The organism is Luteibacter mycovicinus (assembly GCF_000745235.1).
GTDB lineage: Bacteria > Pseudomonadota > Gammaproteobacteria > Xanthomonadales > Rhodanobacteraceae > Luteibacter > Luteibacter mycovicinus.
On record NZ_JQNL01000001.1, the window covers coordinates 4,027,026 to 4,044,214 of the forward strand.

Genomic DNA, 17,189 nt, shown 5'->3' on the forward strand with positions numbered 1-17,189 from the left:
CCCGTCGCGCGCAGGCGCGCTCCTACATAATCAGTGCTTCCTGGTGTCGAACGACGGCGGGGCGTCCGATGCCTTGCTGGCCCAGCTCTTGTTCGGCTTATCCGACAGGTCGAACTCCAGCTTGCCGCCGCCGGTCGCGAACGACTCCGGCAGCCATGAGCGGGGCGTCGTCTTTCCGTCAACCTTCAGCCCCGTGACATACGGCCTGCCCGCGCCCGCATTCGGCGCTTCGATCACCACATCACCGCCTTCGCGATGCACGGTGGCCTTCGTGAAAATCGGGCTGCCCACGATGAACTCCGCGCGTCCCGGGATATTCGGATAGATGCCCAGCGCTGCGAACACATACCACGAGGACATCTCGCCCAGGTCGTCATTGCCGGGGATGCCGTTCGGACCGTTGACCCAGATCGTATCGAGCACGCGGCGCACCAGCTCCTGTGTCTTCCATGGCTGGCCGGCGTAGTTGTAAAGCCAGGGACCACCGATCGACGGCTCATTGTCGAGCTCGGCATGCAGCGGCCCGGATTTTGTGACCGCGAAGGTGCCATCGGGCTGATAGAAATAGTTGTCCAGACGTTTGCGCGCCCTGTCCATACCGCCCATTGCGTCGAACAGGCCGTGCACGTTGAACGGCACCATCCACACGTATTGCGCGGCGCTGCCTTCGACGAAGCCGTCTTCCGTGGATGGCGTGAAGGCGTGGGCTTCCTTGTCGTCATCGTCCTTCACCAGCGCCCAGCTGCCGTCGGCGTTGCGGTTGCGGATGTAGCCGCCGTCCGGAGCGGCCTTCGGATCGAACAGGTTGCGCCAGTACTGGGCGCGGTCGAGGAAACGCGTGGAAGTGGCCTTGTCGCCGAGCCGGTCGGACAGGGCGCTGAGGGCGAACTCGGCGGCGACGATTTCGAGCGTATCCGCGGCGGGCCCCCACGACGGTGCGCCCACGGGGATGTAGTGCAGCTTGAGCCACGATTCGAGACCCGGGCGCTGGCCGACGCACTCGACCGGACACCCATCCATCGACTTGTCCAGTTCAGTCGGGTTGTCCGCGGCATGCACGAGCGAGGCAAAGGCGCCCTTGACGTCGAAGTCCCTGCCACCGAACGCGTAGATGCCGGCGATCGACGGCGCGGCGGGATCGCCGTTCATGACGTGCGTCGCGCCGTTGTTATGCGTCCAGCGGTCCCAGACGCCCTTGTTCTGCTGCGCCTGGTTGTAGAGGCTTTGCGCGATGTCGCTGCCGGTCTTCGGGTCGAGCCAGGTCACCAGCGGCAGCTGTGAGCGGTACACGTCCCAGCCGGAGAAATTCGCGTACTGCGCCTTCTGCGTGCCGGAGACTTTGTGGACCTGCCGGTCGAAGCCCATGTACTCGCCGTTGGTATCGCTGAAGACGTTCGGCGTCATCGATGCGTGGTAGAGCGCGGTGTAGAACACCGTGCGCTGGTCCGGCGTGCCGCCTTCGATATCCATGCGCGACAGTTGCTTGTTCCATGCGGCCACCGCGTTGTCGCGCACGGTGTCGAACGACGTGCCCTTCGGTACTTCAGCATCGAGGTTGGCCTGCGCGTTCGCCGCGCTGACGTAAGAGATGCCGACGCGCAGGTTCACGTCCTTCGTGCCCCTGGCGAAACCGACCCATGCGCCGGAGCCTTTGCCCTCGGCAGGGAAGCCCTTTTCACCGTAGCCCGAGCCGCCTTCGCTCCTCGTGCCGCCCTTGGTCACGGCGGTGTCCTTCCACGTGCCCGTGCTTGCAAACGGCTGGTCGAACTCGATGACGTAGTGAATCGTGTAGTAGCTGTGGCGGTCCGCCTTGTCGATATAGCCGCAGAAGTTACCGCTGGTGACCGAGCCGCTGATGCGACGGTTGACCTTGTCGACCACGACGTCCGCGTTCTCCGAGCCGACCTCCGAATCGGACGCGCGCACGAGCACGTTGGCCGGCTTGTCGGCGGGAAAGGAGAAGCGTGCGGCACCGCTGTGCAGCGCGGCGGTGAGATCGGCGGTGACACCGTTGTCGAGTGTTACGCGGTACTGGCCCGCTTTAGCCGTCTCATGGTCGTGGCTGAACTTCGATGCGTACGCATGGCGGAAGTCCGTGCTGGGTGAGGTCGTCACGTCCCCGGTGATCGGCATGATCGGTACATCGCCCGAGCCACCCGCACAACCCCAGCCTTCGACGTTGGTCAGGCTGAAACCGCGGATCGCATCGGCACGATATTCGTAACCGCCCGGTGCGGCGATCGGGGCCTTCTTGCCCGGCAACGGCGAGGCCTCGGGACTGAACTGCAGCATGCCGAATGGCACGACGGCGCCCGGGAAGACGTTGCCGCCGTTGGTGGTGCCGATCAGTGGGTTGACGAGGTCGGCGGGGCCGGAAGCGGCGGCGACAGCGGCCGGCAGAACGGCGGCGGCAAGGACGAACGGGCGAATCGCGCGCAAGGGCAGATCTCCGGGACCGGTATTTATATCGATTGAAATCCGAATCGGAGGCCGGGTCGTGTGCCAGGCGTCATGGATGCAGCGCAGCAATCGCTACCAGAGAATCCCGTCGCTCGGCTGCACCGGCTTCAGCCCATGCGTTTCGCCGAGTGAGTCGCGCAGGTCGATCTCGATGCCGCGGGTGAGCGTGGTGAGTGGCACGTCGTCTTCGAGGTTCTCGAAGGGGTTCTGCATATCGTTGCCGATCTGCAGCAGGGCGAGGAAGAGGAAGCCCGCGACCGTCGAGCCGAGCGGTGTCAGCAGGCCCAGCGTCTCGACCAGGCCGAGGGGCAGCAGGATGCAGAAACCGTGCGTGAAGATGGCCGGGTAGGTCGCGTACTGCTGCGGCAAAGGCGTGTTCTTGATCCGCTCCATGCCACCCTGAGCGTTAGAGATGTCCGACAGCGTCCGCGCGAAGGCCGCCTGAATGATCGGATCGGGGCGGGTGTCGGCAATGAGCGCCGCGGTGCGCGCGTGGATAGCGTTAGGCACGTTGAGGACGCCGCGCAGTCGTTCGACTTCTTCCGCCGGCAGCCGCGCCGCGAGTTCGTCCCACGGCGCCTGTCGACGCAGATGCATGCGCAGCGCGTGCACATAGGCGATCTGTCGATGCGCGACCGTGACGCCCATGCCGCGGTCCGGCAGGAGCGTGACCGCCTCGCGGGCGAGTGTCCGCGAGGCGTTGACCATCGCTCCCCAGAGGGTGCGCGCTTCCCACCAGCGCGCGTACGCCGTGGTGTTGCGGAAGCTGAGGTACACCGCGACGGCCGAGCCGAGCAGAGTGAGCGGCAGGGCGGGAAACTCCGCCGTGAGCCGCGGATGCATCACGTACCAGAAGGCGGTGACCGCCACATCCCACGCAAGCAGCCAGATCAACGGCTTGCCCACGTAACGCAGGATGTGGCCCAGGTGCGCCCGCCCCGGCAGGATCACGCCTTGTGTTCCCGCTTGATCGCCTCGGCCAGCGGGATGAACTCGTCGTGTGCCTGGTCGAGCACCGAAACGGTACCGTCGCCGATGTCGTACACCCAGCCCTGCAACGTGATCGCCTTGTTGGCGAGCGCGGCGGTGACCGCCGGATGCGTGCGCAGATGGGCCAGCTGGAGGCGGACGTTTTCCTGAGTCACGGCGTTGAGCAGGGCAGGGCCCTCGATCTGGCGTGCGAACACCGCGCTCTTGGCGGCGGCCGCGTTGCGTAGCCAGGCCTCGACCGTGGGCAGCGTCCGGGTGGAGTCCGGATTCAGCAGGCCCTTCATGGCACCGCAGTCGCTATGACCGCAGATCACGACATGACGGACATGCAGGACGGCGACCGCGAATTCGACCACGGCGGACACGCCACCGAGCATTTCGCCGTAGCCGGGCACGATGTTGCCGATGTTGCGGCAGACGAAGAGATCCCCTGGCTGGGTCTGGGTGATCATCTCCGGGACCACGCGTGAATCCGCGCAGGTGATGAACAAGGTGTGCGGGCTCTGGCCTTCGGCCAGCTCGCTGAAGAGCTCCTGCGTCTCGGGGAAGACGTTGGCGCTGAAGTCCTCGACGCCCCTGAGGAGGCCGAGGAGGCTTTGGTCGCGAAGAGTTTCCTGAGTCATGCGCTTACCTTGGAAAGTGTGCCGCGGCGGAGGTGCGGCGGCCAGGTTTCCAGTTTAAGACAAAGCATGGCCGAAGGGATTCGTGGGGGTATGGAACGAGGGATTCGGGAGCCAGCCTGCTGGCGATGGCTCCCGTCCTGAACGCTTTCAGCAGCGAAAGCCTCAAACCTCCGCATCTTCCTTGTAGGCATCGATGGGGATGCAGGCACACATCACGTTCTTGTCGCCGTAGACGTTGTCCACGCGCGACACCGGCGGCCAGTACTTGCTGAGTTTCAGCGAGGGCAGCGGGAACGCGGCCAGCTCACGCGGATACGCGTGCGTCCACTCGGTGCCGGTGACCATGGCAGCCGTATGGGGAGCATTGCGCAGGGGGTTGTCCTCGCGATCCAGACGGCCATCTTCCACCGCGGCGATCTCTTCACGGATCTGGATCATGGCGTCGATGAAACGGTCCAGCTCATGCTGAGACTCGCTTTCGGTCGGTTCGACCATCAGCGTGCCCGCGACCGGGAACGACAGGGTCGGTGCGTGGAAGCCAAAGTCGATGAGGCGCTTGGCCACGTCTTCCGCGCCCACGCCCGTGACATCCTTGAGCGGACGCAGATCGAGAATGCACTCGTGCGCGACCAGGCCGTTACGACCCGTGTACAGCGTCTTGTAATGCGGAGCGAGGCGCTTCGCGATGTAGTTGGCGTTGAGTAGCGCGACCTGGGTCGCCTTGCGCAGGCCTTCGGTGCCCATCAGCGTGATGTACATCCACGAGATCGGCAGGATCGACGCGGAGCCGAAGGTGGCCGCGCTGACCATGCCCACGTCGCCCTCGGCGCCGAAGGCACGCGGCAGGAACGGCGCGAGGTGCGACTTGACCGCGCACGGGCCGACGCCCGGGCCGCCACCGCCGTGCGGAATGCAGAAGGTCTTGTGCAGGTTGAGGTGCGAGACGTCCGAACCCCACTTGCCCGGCTTGGCCACGCCGACCAGCGCATTCATGTTGGCGCCGTCGGTGTACACCTGGCCGCCGTGCTTGTGCACGACGTCGCAGATGGCGACCACGTCTTCCTCGAACACGCCATGCGTGGACGGGTAGGTGATCATGATCGCGGCGAGGCGATCCGAATACTTCTCCGCCTTGGCGCGGATGTCGTCGACATCGACGTTGCCGTTGGCATCGCAGCGCGTGACCACGACGGTCATGCCGCACATCTGCGCGGACGCCGGGTTGGTGCCGTGCGCGGATTCCGGGATCAGGCAGATGTCGCGATGGCCTTCGCCACGCGAGCGGTGGTACGCGCGGATCGCGAGCAGGCCGGCGTATTCACCCTGGGCGCCGGAGTTCGGCTGAAGGCTGACGGAGTCGTAACCGGTGCACTCGACCAGCATCGCCTCGAGCTCGTCGATCAGCTGCTTGTAACCCTGCGCCTGACTGGCCGGGGCCAGCGGATGGATGTTGGCGAACTCCGGCCACGTCACCGGGATCATCTCGGCGGTGGCGTTGAGCTTCATGGTGCAGGAGCCCAGCGGGATCATGGTGCGATCCAGCGCGAGATCCTTGTCGGCCAGGCCGCGCAGGTAGCGAAGCAGCTCGTGCTCGCTGTGGTGCGTGTTGAACACCGGATGCTGCAGGAAATCGACATCGCGGAGCAGGGCAGTCGGCAGTGCGTCGTCGGTCGCGGCATCGAGTGCGTCGATGTCGTTCACGTTCGCACCGAACACGCCGGCCAGCGCGGCGATGTCCGCACGCGTGGTGGTCTCGTCGAGGCTGATGCCGACGCTGTTCGCGTCGATTGCGCGCAGGTTGAGGTTGGCGGCTGCGGCCTTGGCGTGCAGCGCCTTCGCGTCGACTCCGGTCACATGCAGCGTGTCGAAAAAGTCGCCACCGACGGCAACGCCAGCCTTGCCGAGCGCACCGGCGAGGATCGCGGTGAGGCGATGCGTGCGGCGGGCGATGCGGACGAGGCCTTCCGGACCGTGGTACACGGCATACATGCTGGCCATGACGGCGAGCAGCACCTGCGCGGTACAGATGTTGGACGTGGCCTTTTCGCGGCGAATGTGCTGCTCGCGGGTCTGCAGGGTGAGGCGGTACGCCGGCTTGCCCTCGGTGTCGACAGAGACGCCGATCAGGCGACCCGGCATCGAGCGCTTGTACGCATCGCGGCAGGCGAGGTAAGCGGCGTGCGGGCCACCGAAGCCATACGGCACGCCGAAGCGCTGCGTGTTGCCGACGACGATGTCCGCACCCCAGCTGCCCGGCGAAGCGATCAGCGTGAGGGCGAGCAGGTCGGTGGCGACGCAGACGATGGCACCGCGCGCGTGGGTCGCGTCGGCGAGCGCCTTGTAATCGTTGATGCGACCGAAGGTGTTCGGGTACTGCAGCAGCACGCCGAAGCTGTCGACCGTCGTACCTTCGCTGTCGTCACCGACGTGCAGCTCGATGCCGATTCCGTCGGCACGCGTGCGCAGCACTTCGAGGGTCTGCGGATGGACGTCCTTCGAGACGAAGAAGACGTTCGACTTCGACTTGGCCGAGCGCTTGGCCAGCGTCATCGCTTCGGCCGCGGCGGTGGCCTCGTCGAGCAGCGACGCGTTCGAGATGTCCATGCCGGTCAGGTCGGTGACCATGGTCTGGAAGTTGATCAGCGCCTCCATGCGGCCCTGCGAGATCTCCGCCTGGTACGGCGTATAGGCCGTGTACCACGCCGGGTTCTCGAGCACGTTGCGCAGGATGACGTTCGGCGTGAGCGTGCCGTAGTAGCCCTGGCCGATGAAGCTGCGGAAGACGGTGTTGCGGTCGGCGATCGCGCGGATCTTGGCCAGCGCCTCTTCCTCGGTCACCGCTGCGGGCAGCGACAGCGGGGCGGGCGACTTGATCGAGCCGGGGACGATGGCGTCCGTCAGCGCATCGAGGTCGGCGTGGCCGACCACGGCGAGCATCTCGGCGATCTCGGCGTCATTCGGGCCGATGTGGCGCTCGATGAACGCGCCATGGTTCTCGAGCTCGCGCAGCGAAGGAGAGTTTTTCTGGCTCATGACTTTGGAGGCATCCGAAAGAACGTGCCGTGCCGGCACGTGGGGCGCCCCTCTGTCCTTTTGCCTGAGAGTTTGGAGGCGGATGGCCTCTTGCACCTTCGGCGCCGGATCTAACCGGTCTCTCCAGAGTGATGAAGCACGTCGGTGGTCATGGGAGCCTGAGCGATTACGGGCGTTGCGCCTTCGGCAGCGGGTCCTTCCGCTTCTCCCACCGGGTGTTGCTGGGCACGATTATACAGAGGCAGGGCCGAAGATGACGGTTTTCGCTTGCACCCGGCCATCCCGTCAATCAGGCTTATCCGGCACCCATCGATGCGGAATCCCGAACAATGCACAAGGCCGGGCTGATCGAACTTCAGGCGGTACTGGCGGTGGCCAGCCACCAGAACTTCCGACGGGCCGCCGTGGCCCTGGGCATGTCCCCGTCGGCGTTGAGCCACGCGGTCGCGGCCCTGGAGCAACGCATGGGCGTCCGCCTGTTCAACCGGACGACCCGCAGCGTGTCGTTGTCCGAAGCCGGGGAGCAGTTCGTGGCACGGGTGCGCCCGGCACTGGGCGAGATATCCGCCGCGATGGAGGCCGCCAACGCCTTCCGGGACAGCCCGACCGGGACGCTGCGGATCAGTGCGGCGGAAGGCGGCGCGGCCATGATCCTCGAGCCGGTCATCCTCGAGTACCTGCGCCGCTATCCGGAGATGCGCCTCGACCTCAATACCGAGGGACGATTCATCGATATCGCGGCGGAGGGTTTCGATGCGGGTCTTCGTCTGGCTGACGACGTGCCGCAGGATATGGTCGCCGTGCGCTGCTCGGACAAGCTGCGGCTGATCGTGGTCGGCTCACCGGCGTACTTCAAAACCCACGGCAAGCCGAAGGTTCCGGACGACCTCGCGAAGCACGTCTGCATCCGGGGCCGCCTGCCGAGCGGGACGATCTATCGGTGGGAGTTCGAAAAACGCGGCGAGCAGCGGCGTATCGAGGTTGACGGTCCGCTTGGCCTGGACAATCACAATCTGATGGTTGCGGCCGCCGTCGACGGCTTCGGCCTAGCGTGGACGTGGAGCAATGGCCCGGGCGTTCCCGAGCATCTCGCCGCTGGCCATCTGGTAAGTGTTCTCGACGACTGGAGCCCCGGCTTCCCTGGTCTCGCGGTGTACTACCCCGCGCACCGGCATATGTCCGCTGGCCTCCGTGCCTTCATCGATCTGGTGCGTGAGCGCACGGACTTACTTCCTCCCTGATCACGCCCCTTCGTCCGCGGACCCCGCCAAGAATCAGATCGATCCCCGCCAGAAAATCCGCGCGATCGTCATGCTCACGCAGAGGCCCCGCCATGCTCCGCACAAACGGAAAGGCCTCTTCGTCGAGCTCGGACCAGGTCGCAGCGACACTCGACAGGAAGGCCAGGCGATCCGTCCCCAGCGTTCTGCCGACATGCGCGTTGGCCGCATTCTGTCCCGCCACGCCGAGGATGTAACTCAGCAATGCCGACACCGTCGGCCACTGCCTCTCGGCCGGAACGTCAAGCGCGCAGAGGGCCTGGCCGAGTCCTTCGAGTATGCGAACGGCAGGCAGCTGCCCGGGCGCGCGCGTGAGCGCGGAGCCCACCCATGGATGCGCGTCGATGGCGTCGAAGAGCCCGAGAGCCAGCGCGCGGATGTCGGTTTCCGGCGACTCGCCAGCCACTGCGATCGTCATCGTCCGGCCGACGATCGCGTCGCACGCGGCTGTCAGCAACTCGCCTTTATTGGCAACGTGCCAGTAGATCGCGCCCGGGCCCGTGGCGAGCCGCCCCGCCAGAGCGCGAAACGTCAAACCGCTCTCACCCTCGGCGTCGAGGAGTTCGATAGCCACGTCGACGATGCGGTCCCGGGAGAGGGAGTCTTCACGGCGCGGGGCGGGGGCAGCTTTCTTGACCATGAGCCATCTTGACATGGATGGAACGTCGTTCCAAGATGATTGGAACGACGTTCCATAAAACCTTCCGCAAGGTCTTCCCCCAATGCATACCCCCATAGCGATCGTTGGTGCCGGTCTTGGCGGCTTGATGCTGGCGCGCGTTCTCCACGTCCATGGCATCGCGTCGACGGTGTTCGAGGCAGAGGCCTCGGCGACGGCACGTACGCAGGGTGGCATGCTCGACATCCACGAACGCGATGGGCAGCGGGCAATCAGGGCGGCAGGTCTCTTCGATGCCTTTCAGGCGCTCGTTCACCCTGGCGGTCAGCAAACGCGCGTGCTCGACGCGGACGGTCGCGTCCTGTTCGACGAGCCGGATGACGGCACCGGTGGCCGCCCGGAAGTGCCTCGTGGCGAGCTTCGCCGCATGCTAATCGAGTCGCTGCCGGATGGCGTCATTCAGTGGGGGCGCAAGCTTGTCAGTGCATCGCCAGCGGGAGGTGCGCAGCATCGCCTGACCTTCGTCGACGGATCGAGTGTGACGGCCGACCTTCTCGTCGGTGCCGACGGCGCATGGTCGAAGGTGCGTTCGTTGCTGTCGGATGCCAGGCCGGCCTACGTGGGCATGTCGTATGTCGAGACCTACCTCTACGAAAGCGACGAGCGCCACAAGGCGGCAGCGGATGCGGTTGGTGGCGGCGCCATGTTTGCCGCGATGCCTGGCAAAGGCATCCTTGCGCACCGGGAGCCGGATGGCGCGCTTCATACCTATGTGGCGCTCAGGCGATCCGAAGCCTGGATGGCCGAGATCGACGTCTCCGATCCGGCGGCAGCAAGGGCTCGCGTGGCCCTGGAATTCGACGGCTGGGCATCGGGGCTCACCGCGCTGATTACCGATGGTGAAACGCCGCCCGTCCTCCGCATCATCCATGCCTTACCGGGCGATCATCGTTGGGGTCGCGTTCCCGGGGTGACCTTGCTCGGCGACGCCGCCCACCTGATGGCGCCCTCGGGTGAGGGCGCCAATCTGGCGATGTGGGATGGCGCGGAACTGGCTGAAGCCATCGTGGCTCATCCCGGCGACATCGAAGCGGCGCTTGCCGCATACGAGGCGACGCTGTTTCCACGCAGCGCCTCGGCGGCGGCGGACGCGGACGAACTCCTCGACATCTGTTTCGGCGAGCGTGCCCCCCACAGCCTCGTCGAGATGTTTACGCAGATCCCGTCCGCGACCTGATTACCTCGCGAGCTTGGCGCTCACCACGGATCCGGACCTTCCTTGCTGGTGAACGCGCCGGTCGGGCCGTCGTCGGGAAGCAGCGCGACTCGCACGGCTTCCTGCGCACCCTCGGCCACGGTCTGATGGCCACTGTTGCCGTTGAGGTCCGTTGCGGTGTAACCGGGGTTGACGACGTTGACCTTGATCCCGGTGTCCTTCAGCTCATCGGCGAGGATCACGGTGAACATGTTCAGCGCGGCTTTCGACGCGTTGTAGCCGATCAGCTTGACCGCGGCATAGTCCCACGTCGGATCGGCATTCAGCGCGATGGAGCCGAGGCCGCTGGAGATGTTGACGATGCGTCCCGAGGCGGACTTCTTCACCAGCGGCAACAGAGCCTGGGTGACTTCCACCGTCCCGAAGAAATTCGTCTCGAAAGTGGTGCGCACGGCGTCCATCGTCGCAATGCTGGTGTTGCCGTCGCCTTGCACGGCGACGCCAGCATTGTTCACGAGGACGTCCAGACGGCCCTCGTTGGCTTCGATATCCGCCGCGGCGGCTTTGATCGATGCCGGACTGCCGAGATCGAGCGAGACGAAGCGGACATCGATGCCTTCGTCGCTGAGCGTTTTGGCGGCCTGCTGGCCTCGGCCGGTGTCACGGGCGCCGAGCAGGATGCGATGGCCGGCCTTGCCGAGCTGGCGGGCGATTTCGAGACCGATACCCTTGTTGGCACCGGTGATGAGGGAGATGCGTCGATCGGTATTGCTCATGGCGTTTCCTTCTGGATTAGGTGGCGGGTGGCGCTATGAGTTAATTTATGAATCATCCTTCGGTTTTTACATTCGCATATGGCCGTTGTCCCTTCAGACCCCCTCAAGCCGCGTAAAACCCCGCGTCAGGCCCGCTCGACCGCGACGGTGGCGGCGATTTTCGAGGCGACGTTTCAGGTTTTGCTGTCCGACGGCCTCGTCAAGCTGACCACTACGCGGGTGGCCGAGCGGGCAGGGGTGTCGGTGGGCACGATGTACCAGTACTTCCCGCACAAGGAGGCGCTGCTGTACGCGGTGCTGGAGCAGTACCTGTATGAGGTGGTGATCGCGACCGAAAAGGCGTGCATGCAGCTGGAGGGTGCGCCACTGAGCGACATGGCCGATGGTCTCGTGCACGCCTATCTCGAAGCAAAGCTGCGCCACATGCCCGGTTCGCGTGTGCTGTACACGGTGGCTGCCGAACTCGACACCGACGACCTGATCGACGACATCGTCCGCCGCGCCGACCAGGCGATCGAGCGGCTGCTTGCCAGCGCGGCCGACGCCCACTTCGACGACCTGCCGACGGTGACGTTTGCCGTGCGTACGATTCTCGTGGGAACGGTACGCGAAGTGCTGGAGAAGGAAGCGCCGGTCTCCTCGCTGGCGATGCTGAGGGCGCAGCTGCCGATCATGTGCCGCGCTTATCTGATGGCGGTATCCAGGAGAGCCTGATATGACGATGAGCGATGCGGAACTCGAAAGCTGGGCGACGGCATACATCGAGGGTGTGCAGGACCCTGCGCGATTTCAGGAGGATCACGCTCTGTGGTGGTCGATCGAACGATTCCACGACACAGACACGCCTGGCGATGACATATGGAACGTCATTCTGCACATTCTGGCGAAATCGCCTCCCAAGGAGGTTCTGGGGATGCTCGCTGCCGGTCCTTTGGAGGACCTGATCCACTATCGCGGGGCGGACTTCATCGACCGCATCGAGATACGGGCGCGGCAGGACCCAGCGTTTCGTGAGTTGCTGAATGGTGTATGGGAAAGCAGTTCGCCTGACGTATGGGCCCGGGTAGAGCGCGCCTGTGCGCGGACGATGTTCTGAGCGGCTAGTGCGCGACAGCCAGCTTCACGGCATCGAGAACGTCAGGCAGCGCGTGCTTTACGCGTCATCGCACAACCATGCGCGGCGGCAAGCTCCGCAATGGCCTGCTCATCGCCATTTTTCAAGTCTCGGCGATCGATGAACCAGGCAGCATTTTTTGAAACGTAGAAGAAAATAGTTCGCTTGGTCGTCCGGACTCGCACGATGGCCGGCCACTTGATCTGCGTAGTAAACGACCTGTTGTTGCATACGAGGCCCTCGGCATCCAGTTCGAACTGAAGCGGGCCGCCTTTCCTGGAGAGTCGGACGGTCTTCCACGCCTGGTAGGCGAAGAGGATCGGCAGCATGATGGCGACCCATGCAAAGCCGCCTGCTGCGGCGATGCCCCAGTGCGACGGTTGGTGGAACGCGAATGTCATGACGCCGGCGAGTATGGCGATATTGATATACCCGGACGCTCCAGAAAACCAGAGCTGCACCATGACGAGAAATGTGCGTGAGAATGTCCGGGTGGCATTGATGGTGACGCGTTCGGACTGGCTTTCGTCCAAATTCCTTTCCATGGATCCCCTTGACGCTGTGCAAGACCGTGGGCCGAGTCTTCGTGCCGGCACCCTTCGTGTCAAGAGCTGGGTGGATGGTAAAAAAAGAAAGCCGACGGGACGTTGGTCCCGGCGGCCTTCGGGTAAAACGGCAAACGTATCCCGCTTACTTCAGATCGAAGCGATCCAGATTCATCACCTTGGTCCATGCCGCCACGAAGTCCTTCACGAACTTCGCCTGCGCATCTTCCGTCGCATACACCTCGGCAATCGCACGCAACTGCGCATGCGAGCCGAAGATCAGGTCGACGCGCGTACCGGTGAACTTGCGCTCGCCCGACTTGCGATCGACGCCTTCGAACACATCCTGTGCCGATGACATCGCTCGCCATTCCGTACCCATGTCGAGCAGGTTACGGAAGAAGTCGTTCGTGAGTGTGCCCGGCCTGGACGTGAACTCGCCATGCTTGTCGTTACCTGAGCGCACACCCAGCGCGCGAAGGCCACCGACCAGCACGGTCATCTCCGGCGCGGTCAAGGTCAGCAACTGGGCCTTGTCGATCAGAAGGGCTTCGGCGGGTACACGCCACTTTCGCTTGAGGTAATTGCGGAAGCCATCGGCCTTCGGCTCGAGCGCGCCCACGGATTCGACATCCGTCTGGTCCTGTGTGGCATCGCCACGACCGGGGGAGAAGGGCACGGTTACGGCGTGACCCGCATCCTTCGCGGCCTTTTCGATGCCGGCGTTACCCGCCAGCACGATGAGGTCGGCAATGGAGACCTTCTTGCCCGCGGCATCCGAGTCCTTCTTGATGCCTTCCAGGACGTTCAGCACCTTGGCGAGCTGTTCGGGCTGGTTGGCTTCCCAGTCTTTCTGCGGTGCCAGGCGAATGCGCGCGCCGTTAGCGCCGCCGCGTTTGTCGGAGCCGCGGAAGGTGGACGCGGAAGCCCAGGCCGTGGTGACCAGTTCGGCAACGGTCAGACCCGACGCAAGGATCTTCTCCTTCAGTGCGCCCAGGTCGGACTCGCCGATGAGCGGGTGATCGACCGCCGGAATCGGATCCTGCCAGTCGAGCACCTCGGCCGGCACTTCCGGCCCCAGGTAACGGGCGCGGGGTCCCATATCACGGTGTGTCAGCTTGAACCACGCGCGGGCGAACGCGTCGGCGAACTGGTCCGGATTTTCCAGGAAACGGCGGGAGATCTTTTCGTAAGCCGGGTCCACACGCAGCGAGAGGTCGGTGGTCAGCATCGTCGGACGCTGCTTCTTCGACGGATCGAAGGCGTGCGGGATGGTCTCCTCGGCGTCCTTCGCGATCCACTGATGGGCGCCGGCCGGGCTCTTCGTCAGCTCCCACTCGTGACCGAACAGGTTCTCGAAAAAGCCGTTGCCCCACTTGGTGGGCGTGCTGGTCCAGGTGACTTCGAGGCCGCTGGTGATGGTATCCGCACCCTTGCCGCTGCCGAAGCTGCTCTTCCAGCCGAAGCCCTGATTTTCGATGTCGGAACCTTCCGGCTCGGGACCGACGTTATCGGCCGGGCCGGCGCCGTGCGTCTTGCCGAAGGTGTGACCGCCAGCGATCAGCGCGACGGTCTCCTCGTCGTTCATGGCCATGCGGCCGAAGGTTTCGCGGATGTCGTGCGCAGCGGCGGCCGGATCGGGATTGCCGTCCGGACCTTCCGGGTTCACGTAGATCAGGCCCATCTGCACGGCGCTGAGCGGGCTCTCGAGGTTGCGGCCGCCATCGGTGCGGCTCTGCTCTTCGCCATGCTTCTCGGCATCGGCAACGAGGACGCCGCCATCGTCGTCCTTACCCGCGGCACCCTTGCCGTAGCGGACGTCGCCACCCAGCCAGGTTTTCTCGTTACCCCAGTACACGTCCTGGTCGGGTTCCCAGGTGTCTTCGCGGCCGCCGGCATAGCCGAAGGTCTTGAAGCCCATGCTCTCCAGAGCGACGTTTCCGGTCAGGATGTAGAGATCCGCCCAGGAAATCTTCTGGCCATACTTCTGCTTGATCGGCCACAGCAGACGGCGCGCCTTGTCCAGGCTGACGTTATCGGGCCAGCTGTTCAGCGGCGCAAAACGCTGCTGACCGCGACCGCCGCCGCCACGGCCGTCGCCGACGCGGTAGGTACCGGCGCTGTGCCAGGCCATGCGGATGAACAAGCCGCCGTAATGACCGAAGTCGGCGGGCCACCAGTCCTGCGAGTCGGTCATCAGCTTGGTCAGGTCGGCCTTGACCGCCGCCAGATCGAGGCTCTTGAACGCTTCGGCGTAATTGAACTGCTCACCCAGGGGATTGGACTTGTTCGAATGCTGGGCCAGCAGGTCGACACGTAATTGTTTGGGCCACCAATCGCGATTGGTCGTACCGCCGCCGGCGGTATGGTTGAACGGGCACTTGGCTTCATTGGTCATGCGCTCTTTCTCCTTGGGACAGGTCCCAAATGCTGGCGTTACGGGGTGTCAGGCTTGCACGGAGTTCCGACGCGGAGCGCCGGAGGGACAACGATGTTGGGCAGCGTGACTGCCGGAGGGTCGACCAGAGCATCGTTGGCCCGCATGCAAAGGGCACTGGATGCAACAAGTGGGGCGCGTTGGCTGGTAGGCATGACGCGAACCTGTGGAAGACCTCGTCGGAGTGTACGCTTGGCCGTGATGCGTTCGGAAACTGATTGAATCTATCGAACCCATAGAGTCGGACTATCGTCATTCTGCTGCGGGGCACAAGAGTGGACTACGAAGGCACAGAAAAGATTGTGGCAGGTGATCCTGTCAGTTTCGGGGGCGGTTTCGCTGCGCGTTCCCGGCAAGGGGAGCACGGCGCCGGTAGGAACCCTCGACGAGGTGCCCGACGAGGTGTCGCGTCTGGTGGTCCGACCCATAGGAGCGCGCCATGATTGTCTTTGTGTTGACGCTAGAGGGCTGGGATCGCTGGCGCCATGTGGCAGCGGGCCATGCTTCGATATGGCTCAACGGCGGTGTCGCCGATCCGGCGGAGGTGTCGGAGCTTCGGCGTCAGGGCCTCGATCTGACGATCATGACGCGTCGACTCGATCCGCTAGACGGAGCCGGAATTGATGACGAGCTGGTCACCATTCGAGAGCACTTTCCTGGCCGCGTTTTGTTTATCGAGCGGAGTGAATCATAGAAGTCGCTACGCACCCCATGCGAGGCGCCTACGAGCTACTTGCGGAGGTTCGGTTCGTTCGGATTCGATCTGCGATTACCGCGCCGGGTATCGCACCCAACAGACAAAGCGGCGCGGCCCACTGATCGAGTCCCCACGCTTTCGCCACGTGGACTCCCGCTTCGCGAAGTCCGGCGGGAACGAAGATGATGATGCCGGCTGCCGCGAGAATGCCGAAGAAGGCACCAGCGCGCCAAAGAGCGAATCGGGGTGATAAACGAGCGGTCATCCTTGATACCTCGTGGGGTGTGGATCGGATCATAGCCGGGAACGTCACAAGGCTAGTGTGCTTTGCCGGTTCGTCACGTAAGTCGACAAGTTCTTGCGATCATGCCGGCGTACATTGAGCGGCACAAAACCTTGGGGCGCCAGGCATGAAGGCTGATCGGACGTATTGGTTCGGGAAGAAGCGATTTGGCTGGGGAATCGGTCCTCGCAGCTGGCAGGGGTGGGTGACCATGCTGGTGTACACCGCGCTCATGATTGCGCTTTCGCGGCTGATCGATCCCGGGCCGCACTACGCCCTTGCGCTTGCATCGAGGATCGGAATTACACTGCTTCTGTTCGCAGTGATCGCCATCAAGGGCGACTGGCGACGATCCCGGGCTTGATTATCCCAGCGGCACGCGGAGGATTGGTCCAGGCAGGTATTGAAGGGCGCGCCATAGGAGCGCCTTGACCAATGCCTGCGGTCCTTGGCTTCAGTCGACCAGCTCGATACCCAGACCGTAGAGAAGCCCCGATGCCTCCGTCCGCGTGAACTTGGCCCCTCTTATCTGGTTCTCGCGAATGTCCATGACGTAGTTGGTCGCTTCGCTGAAGTCCGCGCTCATCAGCTTCGTCTTGCCGAACAGGCTCTCGGCGAAATCGGAGTAGGTGAAGTTGGCTCGCGCGAAATCGCCCTGGCGAAAGTCGACGTTGCGTGCCTTGCACTCTTCGAGCACCAGCTCCTGAAGATTCAGGTCGAAGAACGACGAGTAGTTCACCACTGATTTTCGGAATGCCAGTTTGGCTGGTGCCGCATAACGAGGCCAGTCCGCCCGCGCCCAGTCCACGCCGATCACCTTGCATTCGTTGAAGGTCACGCCCTGAAACTTGCTGGCATTGACCTTGACGTTGCTCAGATCGCAGGCGTTGAACGTGCAGTCGATGAACTTGCAGTGGTCGAGGACGGCGTCGCTGAAAGAGCATCGGGTGAACGTGCATTCCTCGAAGGTCTTGGAGGCGAGCTTGCCTTCGGCGTAGTCGAGGCCGTGAAAGGCCTTCAGATAGAACTCCGCTTCTTCGCCGATCAGGTCGTTCATGAGCCAGGAGGTCCGTTGGGGCAGGGCGACATTATCCGGCCTAAGGGCTCGATTTCCTC

At 64.1% G+C, this 17,189-nt stretch carries 15 protein-coding genes and 1 riboswitch; of the genes, 6 read left to right on the forward strand and 9 right to left on the reverse strand.

The features are described from left to right. Nucleotides 1-30 precede the first annotated feature (30 nt). From FA85_RS17955 to gcvP, 4 genes are all read right to left on the reverse strand, one after another. On the reverse strand, nucleotides 31-2,439 hold the full coding sequence (locus FA85_RS17955; RefSeq protein WP_239739826.1) for a GH92 family glycosyl hydrolase: 2,409 nt from the start codon (nucleotides 2,437-2,439) through the stop codon (nucleotides 31-33). 93 nt (nucleotides 2,440-2,532) lie between these two features. Then, nucleotides 2,533-3,411 (reverse strand): bestrophin family protein, encoded by an 879-nt coding sequence (locus FA85_RS17960; RefSeq protein WP_051943748.1) that lies wholly within the window; start codon nucleotides 3,409-3,411, stop codon nucleotides 2,533-2,535. After that, nucleotides 3,408-4,073, reverse strand: coding sequence for a carbonic anhydrase (locus tag FA85_RS17965; RefSeq protein ID WP_036114222.1), 666 nt, complete (start codon nucleotides 4,071-4,073; stop codon nucleotides 3,408-3,410). The genes FA85_RS17960 and FA85_RS17965 overlap by 4 nt, the downstream gene beginning before the upstream one ends. Before the next feature lie 162 nt (nucleotides 4,074-4,235). Next, complete coding sequence (gcvP, locus tag FA85_RS17970; protein ID WP_036114220.1) at nucleotides 4,236-7,106, reverse strand: aminomethyl-transferring glycine dehydrogenase; 2,871 nt, start codon at nucleotides 7,104-7,106, stop codon at nucleotides 4,236-4,238. A 42-nt stretch (nucleotides 7,107-7,148) separates the two neighbouring features. Next, a riboswitch (glycine riboswitch) is annotated at nucleotides 7,149-7,243 on the reverse strand. A 192-nt stretch (nucleotides 7,244-7,435) separates the two neighbouring features. Between gcvP and FA85_RS17975 the strand changes: the two genes are divergently transcribed. Continuing rightward, nucleotides 7,436-8,347, forward strand: a complete 912-nt coding sequence (locus tag FA85_RS17975; protein ID WP_036114217.1) for a LysR family transcriptional regulator — start codon at nucleotides 7,436-7,438, stop codon at nucleotides 8,345-8,347. Here the strand turns inward: FA85_RS17975 and FA85_RS17980 are convergent. After that, complete coding sequence (locus FA85_RS17980) at nucleotides 8,304-9,026, reverse strand: TetR/AcrR family transcriptional regulator (protein ID WP_036114215.1); 723 nt, start codon at nucleotides 9,024-9,026, stop codon at nucleotides 8,304-8,306. The two genes, FA85_RS17975 and FA85_RS17980, sit on opposite strands and share 44 nt — an antisense overlap. Nucleotides 9,027-9,108: 82 nt before the next feature. On the opposite strand from FA85_RS17980, the gene FA85_RS17985 reads away from it, so the two are divergent. Then, nucleotides 9,109-10,242, forward strand: coding sequence for an FAD-dependent oxidoreductase (locus tag FA85_RS17985; protein ID WP_036114214.1), 1,134 nt, complete (start codon nucleotides 9,109-9,111; stop codon nucleotides 10,240-10,242). Nucleotides 10,243-10,262: 20 nt separating this feature from the next. Here the strand turns inward: FA85_RS17985 and FA85_RS17990 are convergent, their stop codons facing one another. Next, nucleotides 10,263-10,997, reverse strand: coding sequence for an SDR family oxidoreductase (locus FA85_RS17990; RefSeq protein ID WP_036114213.1), 735 nt, complete (start codon nucleotides 10,995-10,997; stop codon nucleotides 10,263-10,265). Nucleotides 10,998-11,075: 78 nt separating this feature from the next. On the opposite strand from FA85_RS17990, the gene FA85_RS17995 reads away from it, so the two are divergent. Further along, the gene (locus tag FA85_RS17995) at nucleotides 11,076-11,711 is read left to right on the forward strand and encodes a TetR/AcrR family transcriptional regulator (protein WP_036114210.1); all 636 of its coding nucleotides are present in this window, start codon (nucleotides 11,076-11,078) and stop codon (nucleotides 11,709-11,711) included. A 1-nt stretch (nucleotide 11,712) separates the two neighbouring features. Then, entirely contained in the window at nucleotides 11,713-12,093 is a 381-nt protein-coding gene (locus FA85_RS18000; protein ID WP_051943746.1) for a DUF6869 domain-containing protein, read from the forward strand. A 41-nt stretch (nucleotides 12,094-12,134) separates the two neighbouring features. Here the strand turns inward: FA85_RS18000 and FA85_RS18005 are convergent, their stop codons facing one another. Both FA85_RS18005 and katG read right to left on the reverse strand, forming a co-directional pair. Beyond that, nucleotides 12,135-12,656, reverse strand: a complete 522-nt coding sequence (locus tag FA85_RS18005) for a YcxB family protein (protein WP_081907517.1) — start codon at nucleotides 12,654-12,656, stop codon at nucleotides 12,135-12,137. A 145-nt stretch (nucleotides 12,657-12,801) separates the two neighbouring features. Beyond that, nucleotides 12,802-15,054, reverse strand: coding sequence for a catalase/peroxidase HPI (katG, locus tag FA85_RS18010; protein WP_036114203.1), 2,253 nt, complete (start codon nucleotides 15,052-15,054; stop codon nucleotides 12,802-12,804). A gap of 478 nt (nucleotides 15,055-15,532) precedes the next feature. On the opposite strand from katG, the gene FA85_RS18015 reads away from it, so the two are divergent. Further along, on the forward strand, nucleotides 15,533-15,787 hold the full coding sequence (locus tag FA85_RS18015) for a hypothetical protein (RefSeq protein WP_036114199.1): 255 nt from the start codon (nucleotides 15,533-15,535) through the stop codon (nucleotides 15,785-15,787). A 497-nt stretch (nucleotides 15,788-16,284) separates the two neighbouring features. Continuing rightward, nucleotides 16,285-16,437: a hypothetical protein gene (locus FA85_RS22005; RefSeq protein ID WP_156108760.1), complete on the forward strand. Its 153-nt coding sequence runs from the start codon at nucleotides 16,285-16,287 to the stop codon at nucleotides 16,435-16,437. 90 nt (nucleotides 16,438-16,527) lie between these two features. On the opposite strand, the gene FA85_RS18025 is transcribed toward FA85_RS22005, so the two are convergent. Further along, nucleotides 16,528-17,130: a pentapeptide repeat-containing protein gene (locus tag FA85_RS18025; RefSeq protein ID WP_036114194.1), complete on the reverse strand. Its 603-nt coding sequence runs from the start codon at nucleotides 17,128-17,130 to the stop codon at nucleotides 16,528-16,530. Between the last annotated feature and the right edge of the window lie 59 nt (nucleotides 17,131-17,189).

Coding starts and splice junctions, on each gene's coding strand:
- FA85_RS17965 (WP_036114222.1), bottom strand. CDS start 4,073: ATGACTCAGGAAACTCTTCGCGACCAAAGCCTCCTCGGCCTCCTCAGG.
- gcvP (WP_036114220.1), bottom strand. CDS start 7,106: ATGAGCCAGAAAAACTCTCCTTCGCTGCGCGAGCTCGAGAACCATGGC.
- FA85_RS17975 (WP_036114217.1), top strand. CDS start 7,436: ATGCACAAGGCCGGGCTGATCGAACTTCAGGCGGTACTGGCGGTGGCC.
- FA85_RS17980 (WP_036114215.1), bottom strand. CDS start 9,026: ATGGTCAAGAAAGCTGCCCCCGCCCCGCGCCGTGAAGACTCCCTCTCC.
- FA85_RS17985 (WP_036114214.1), top strand. CDS start 9,109: ATGCATACCCCCATAGCGATCGTTGGTGCCGGTCTTGGCGGCTTGATG.
- FA85_RS17990 (WP_036114213.1), bottom strand. CDS start 10,997: ATGAGCAATACCGATCGACGCATCTCCCTCATCACCGGTGCCAACAAG.
- FA85_RS17995 (WP_036114210.1), top strand. CDS start 11,076: ATGGCCGTTGTCCCTTCAGACCCCCTCAAGCCGCGTAAAACCCCGCGT.
- FA85_RS18000 (WP_051943746.1), top strand. CDS start 11,713: ATGACGATGAGCGATGCGGAACTCGAAAGCTGGGCGACGGCATACATC.
- FA85_RS18005 (WP_081907517.1), bottom strand. CDS start 12,656: ATGGAAAGGAATTTGGACGAAAGCCAGTCCGAACGCGTCACCATCAAT.
- katG (WP_036114203.1), bottom strand. CDS start 15,054: ATGACCAATGAAGCCAAGTGCCCGTTCAACCATACCGCCGGCGGCGGT.
- FA85_RS18015 (WP_036114199.1), top strand. CDS start 15,533: ATGATTGTCTTTGTGTTGACGCTAGAGGGCTGGGATCGCTGGCGCCAT.
- FA85_RS22005 (WP_156108760.1), top strand. CDS start 16,285: ATGCTGGTGTACACCGCGCTCATGATTGCGCTTTCGCGGCTGATCGAT.
- FA85_RS18025 (WP_036114194.1), bottom strand. CDS start 17,130: ATGAACGACCTGATCGGCGAAGAAGCGGAGTTCTATCTGAAGGCCTTT.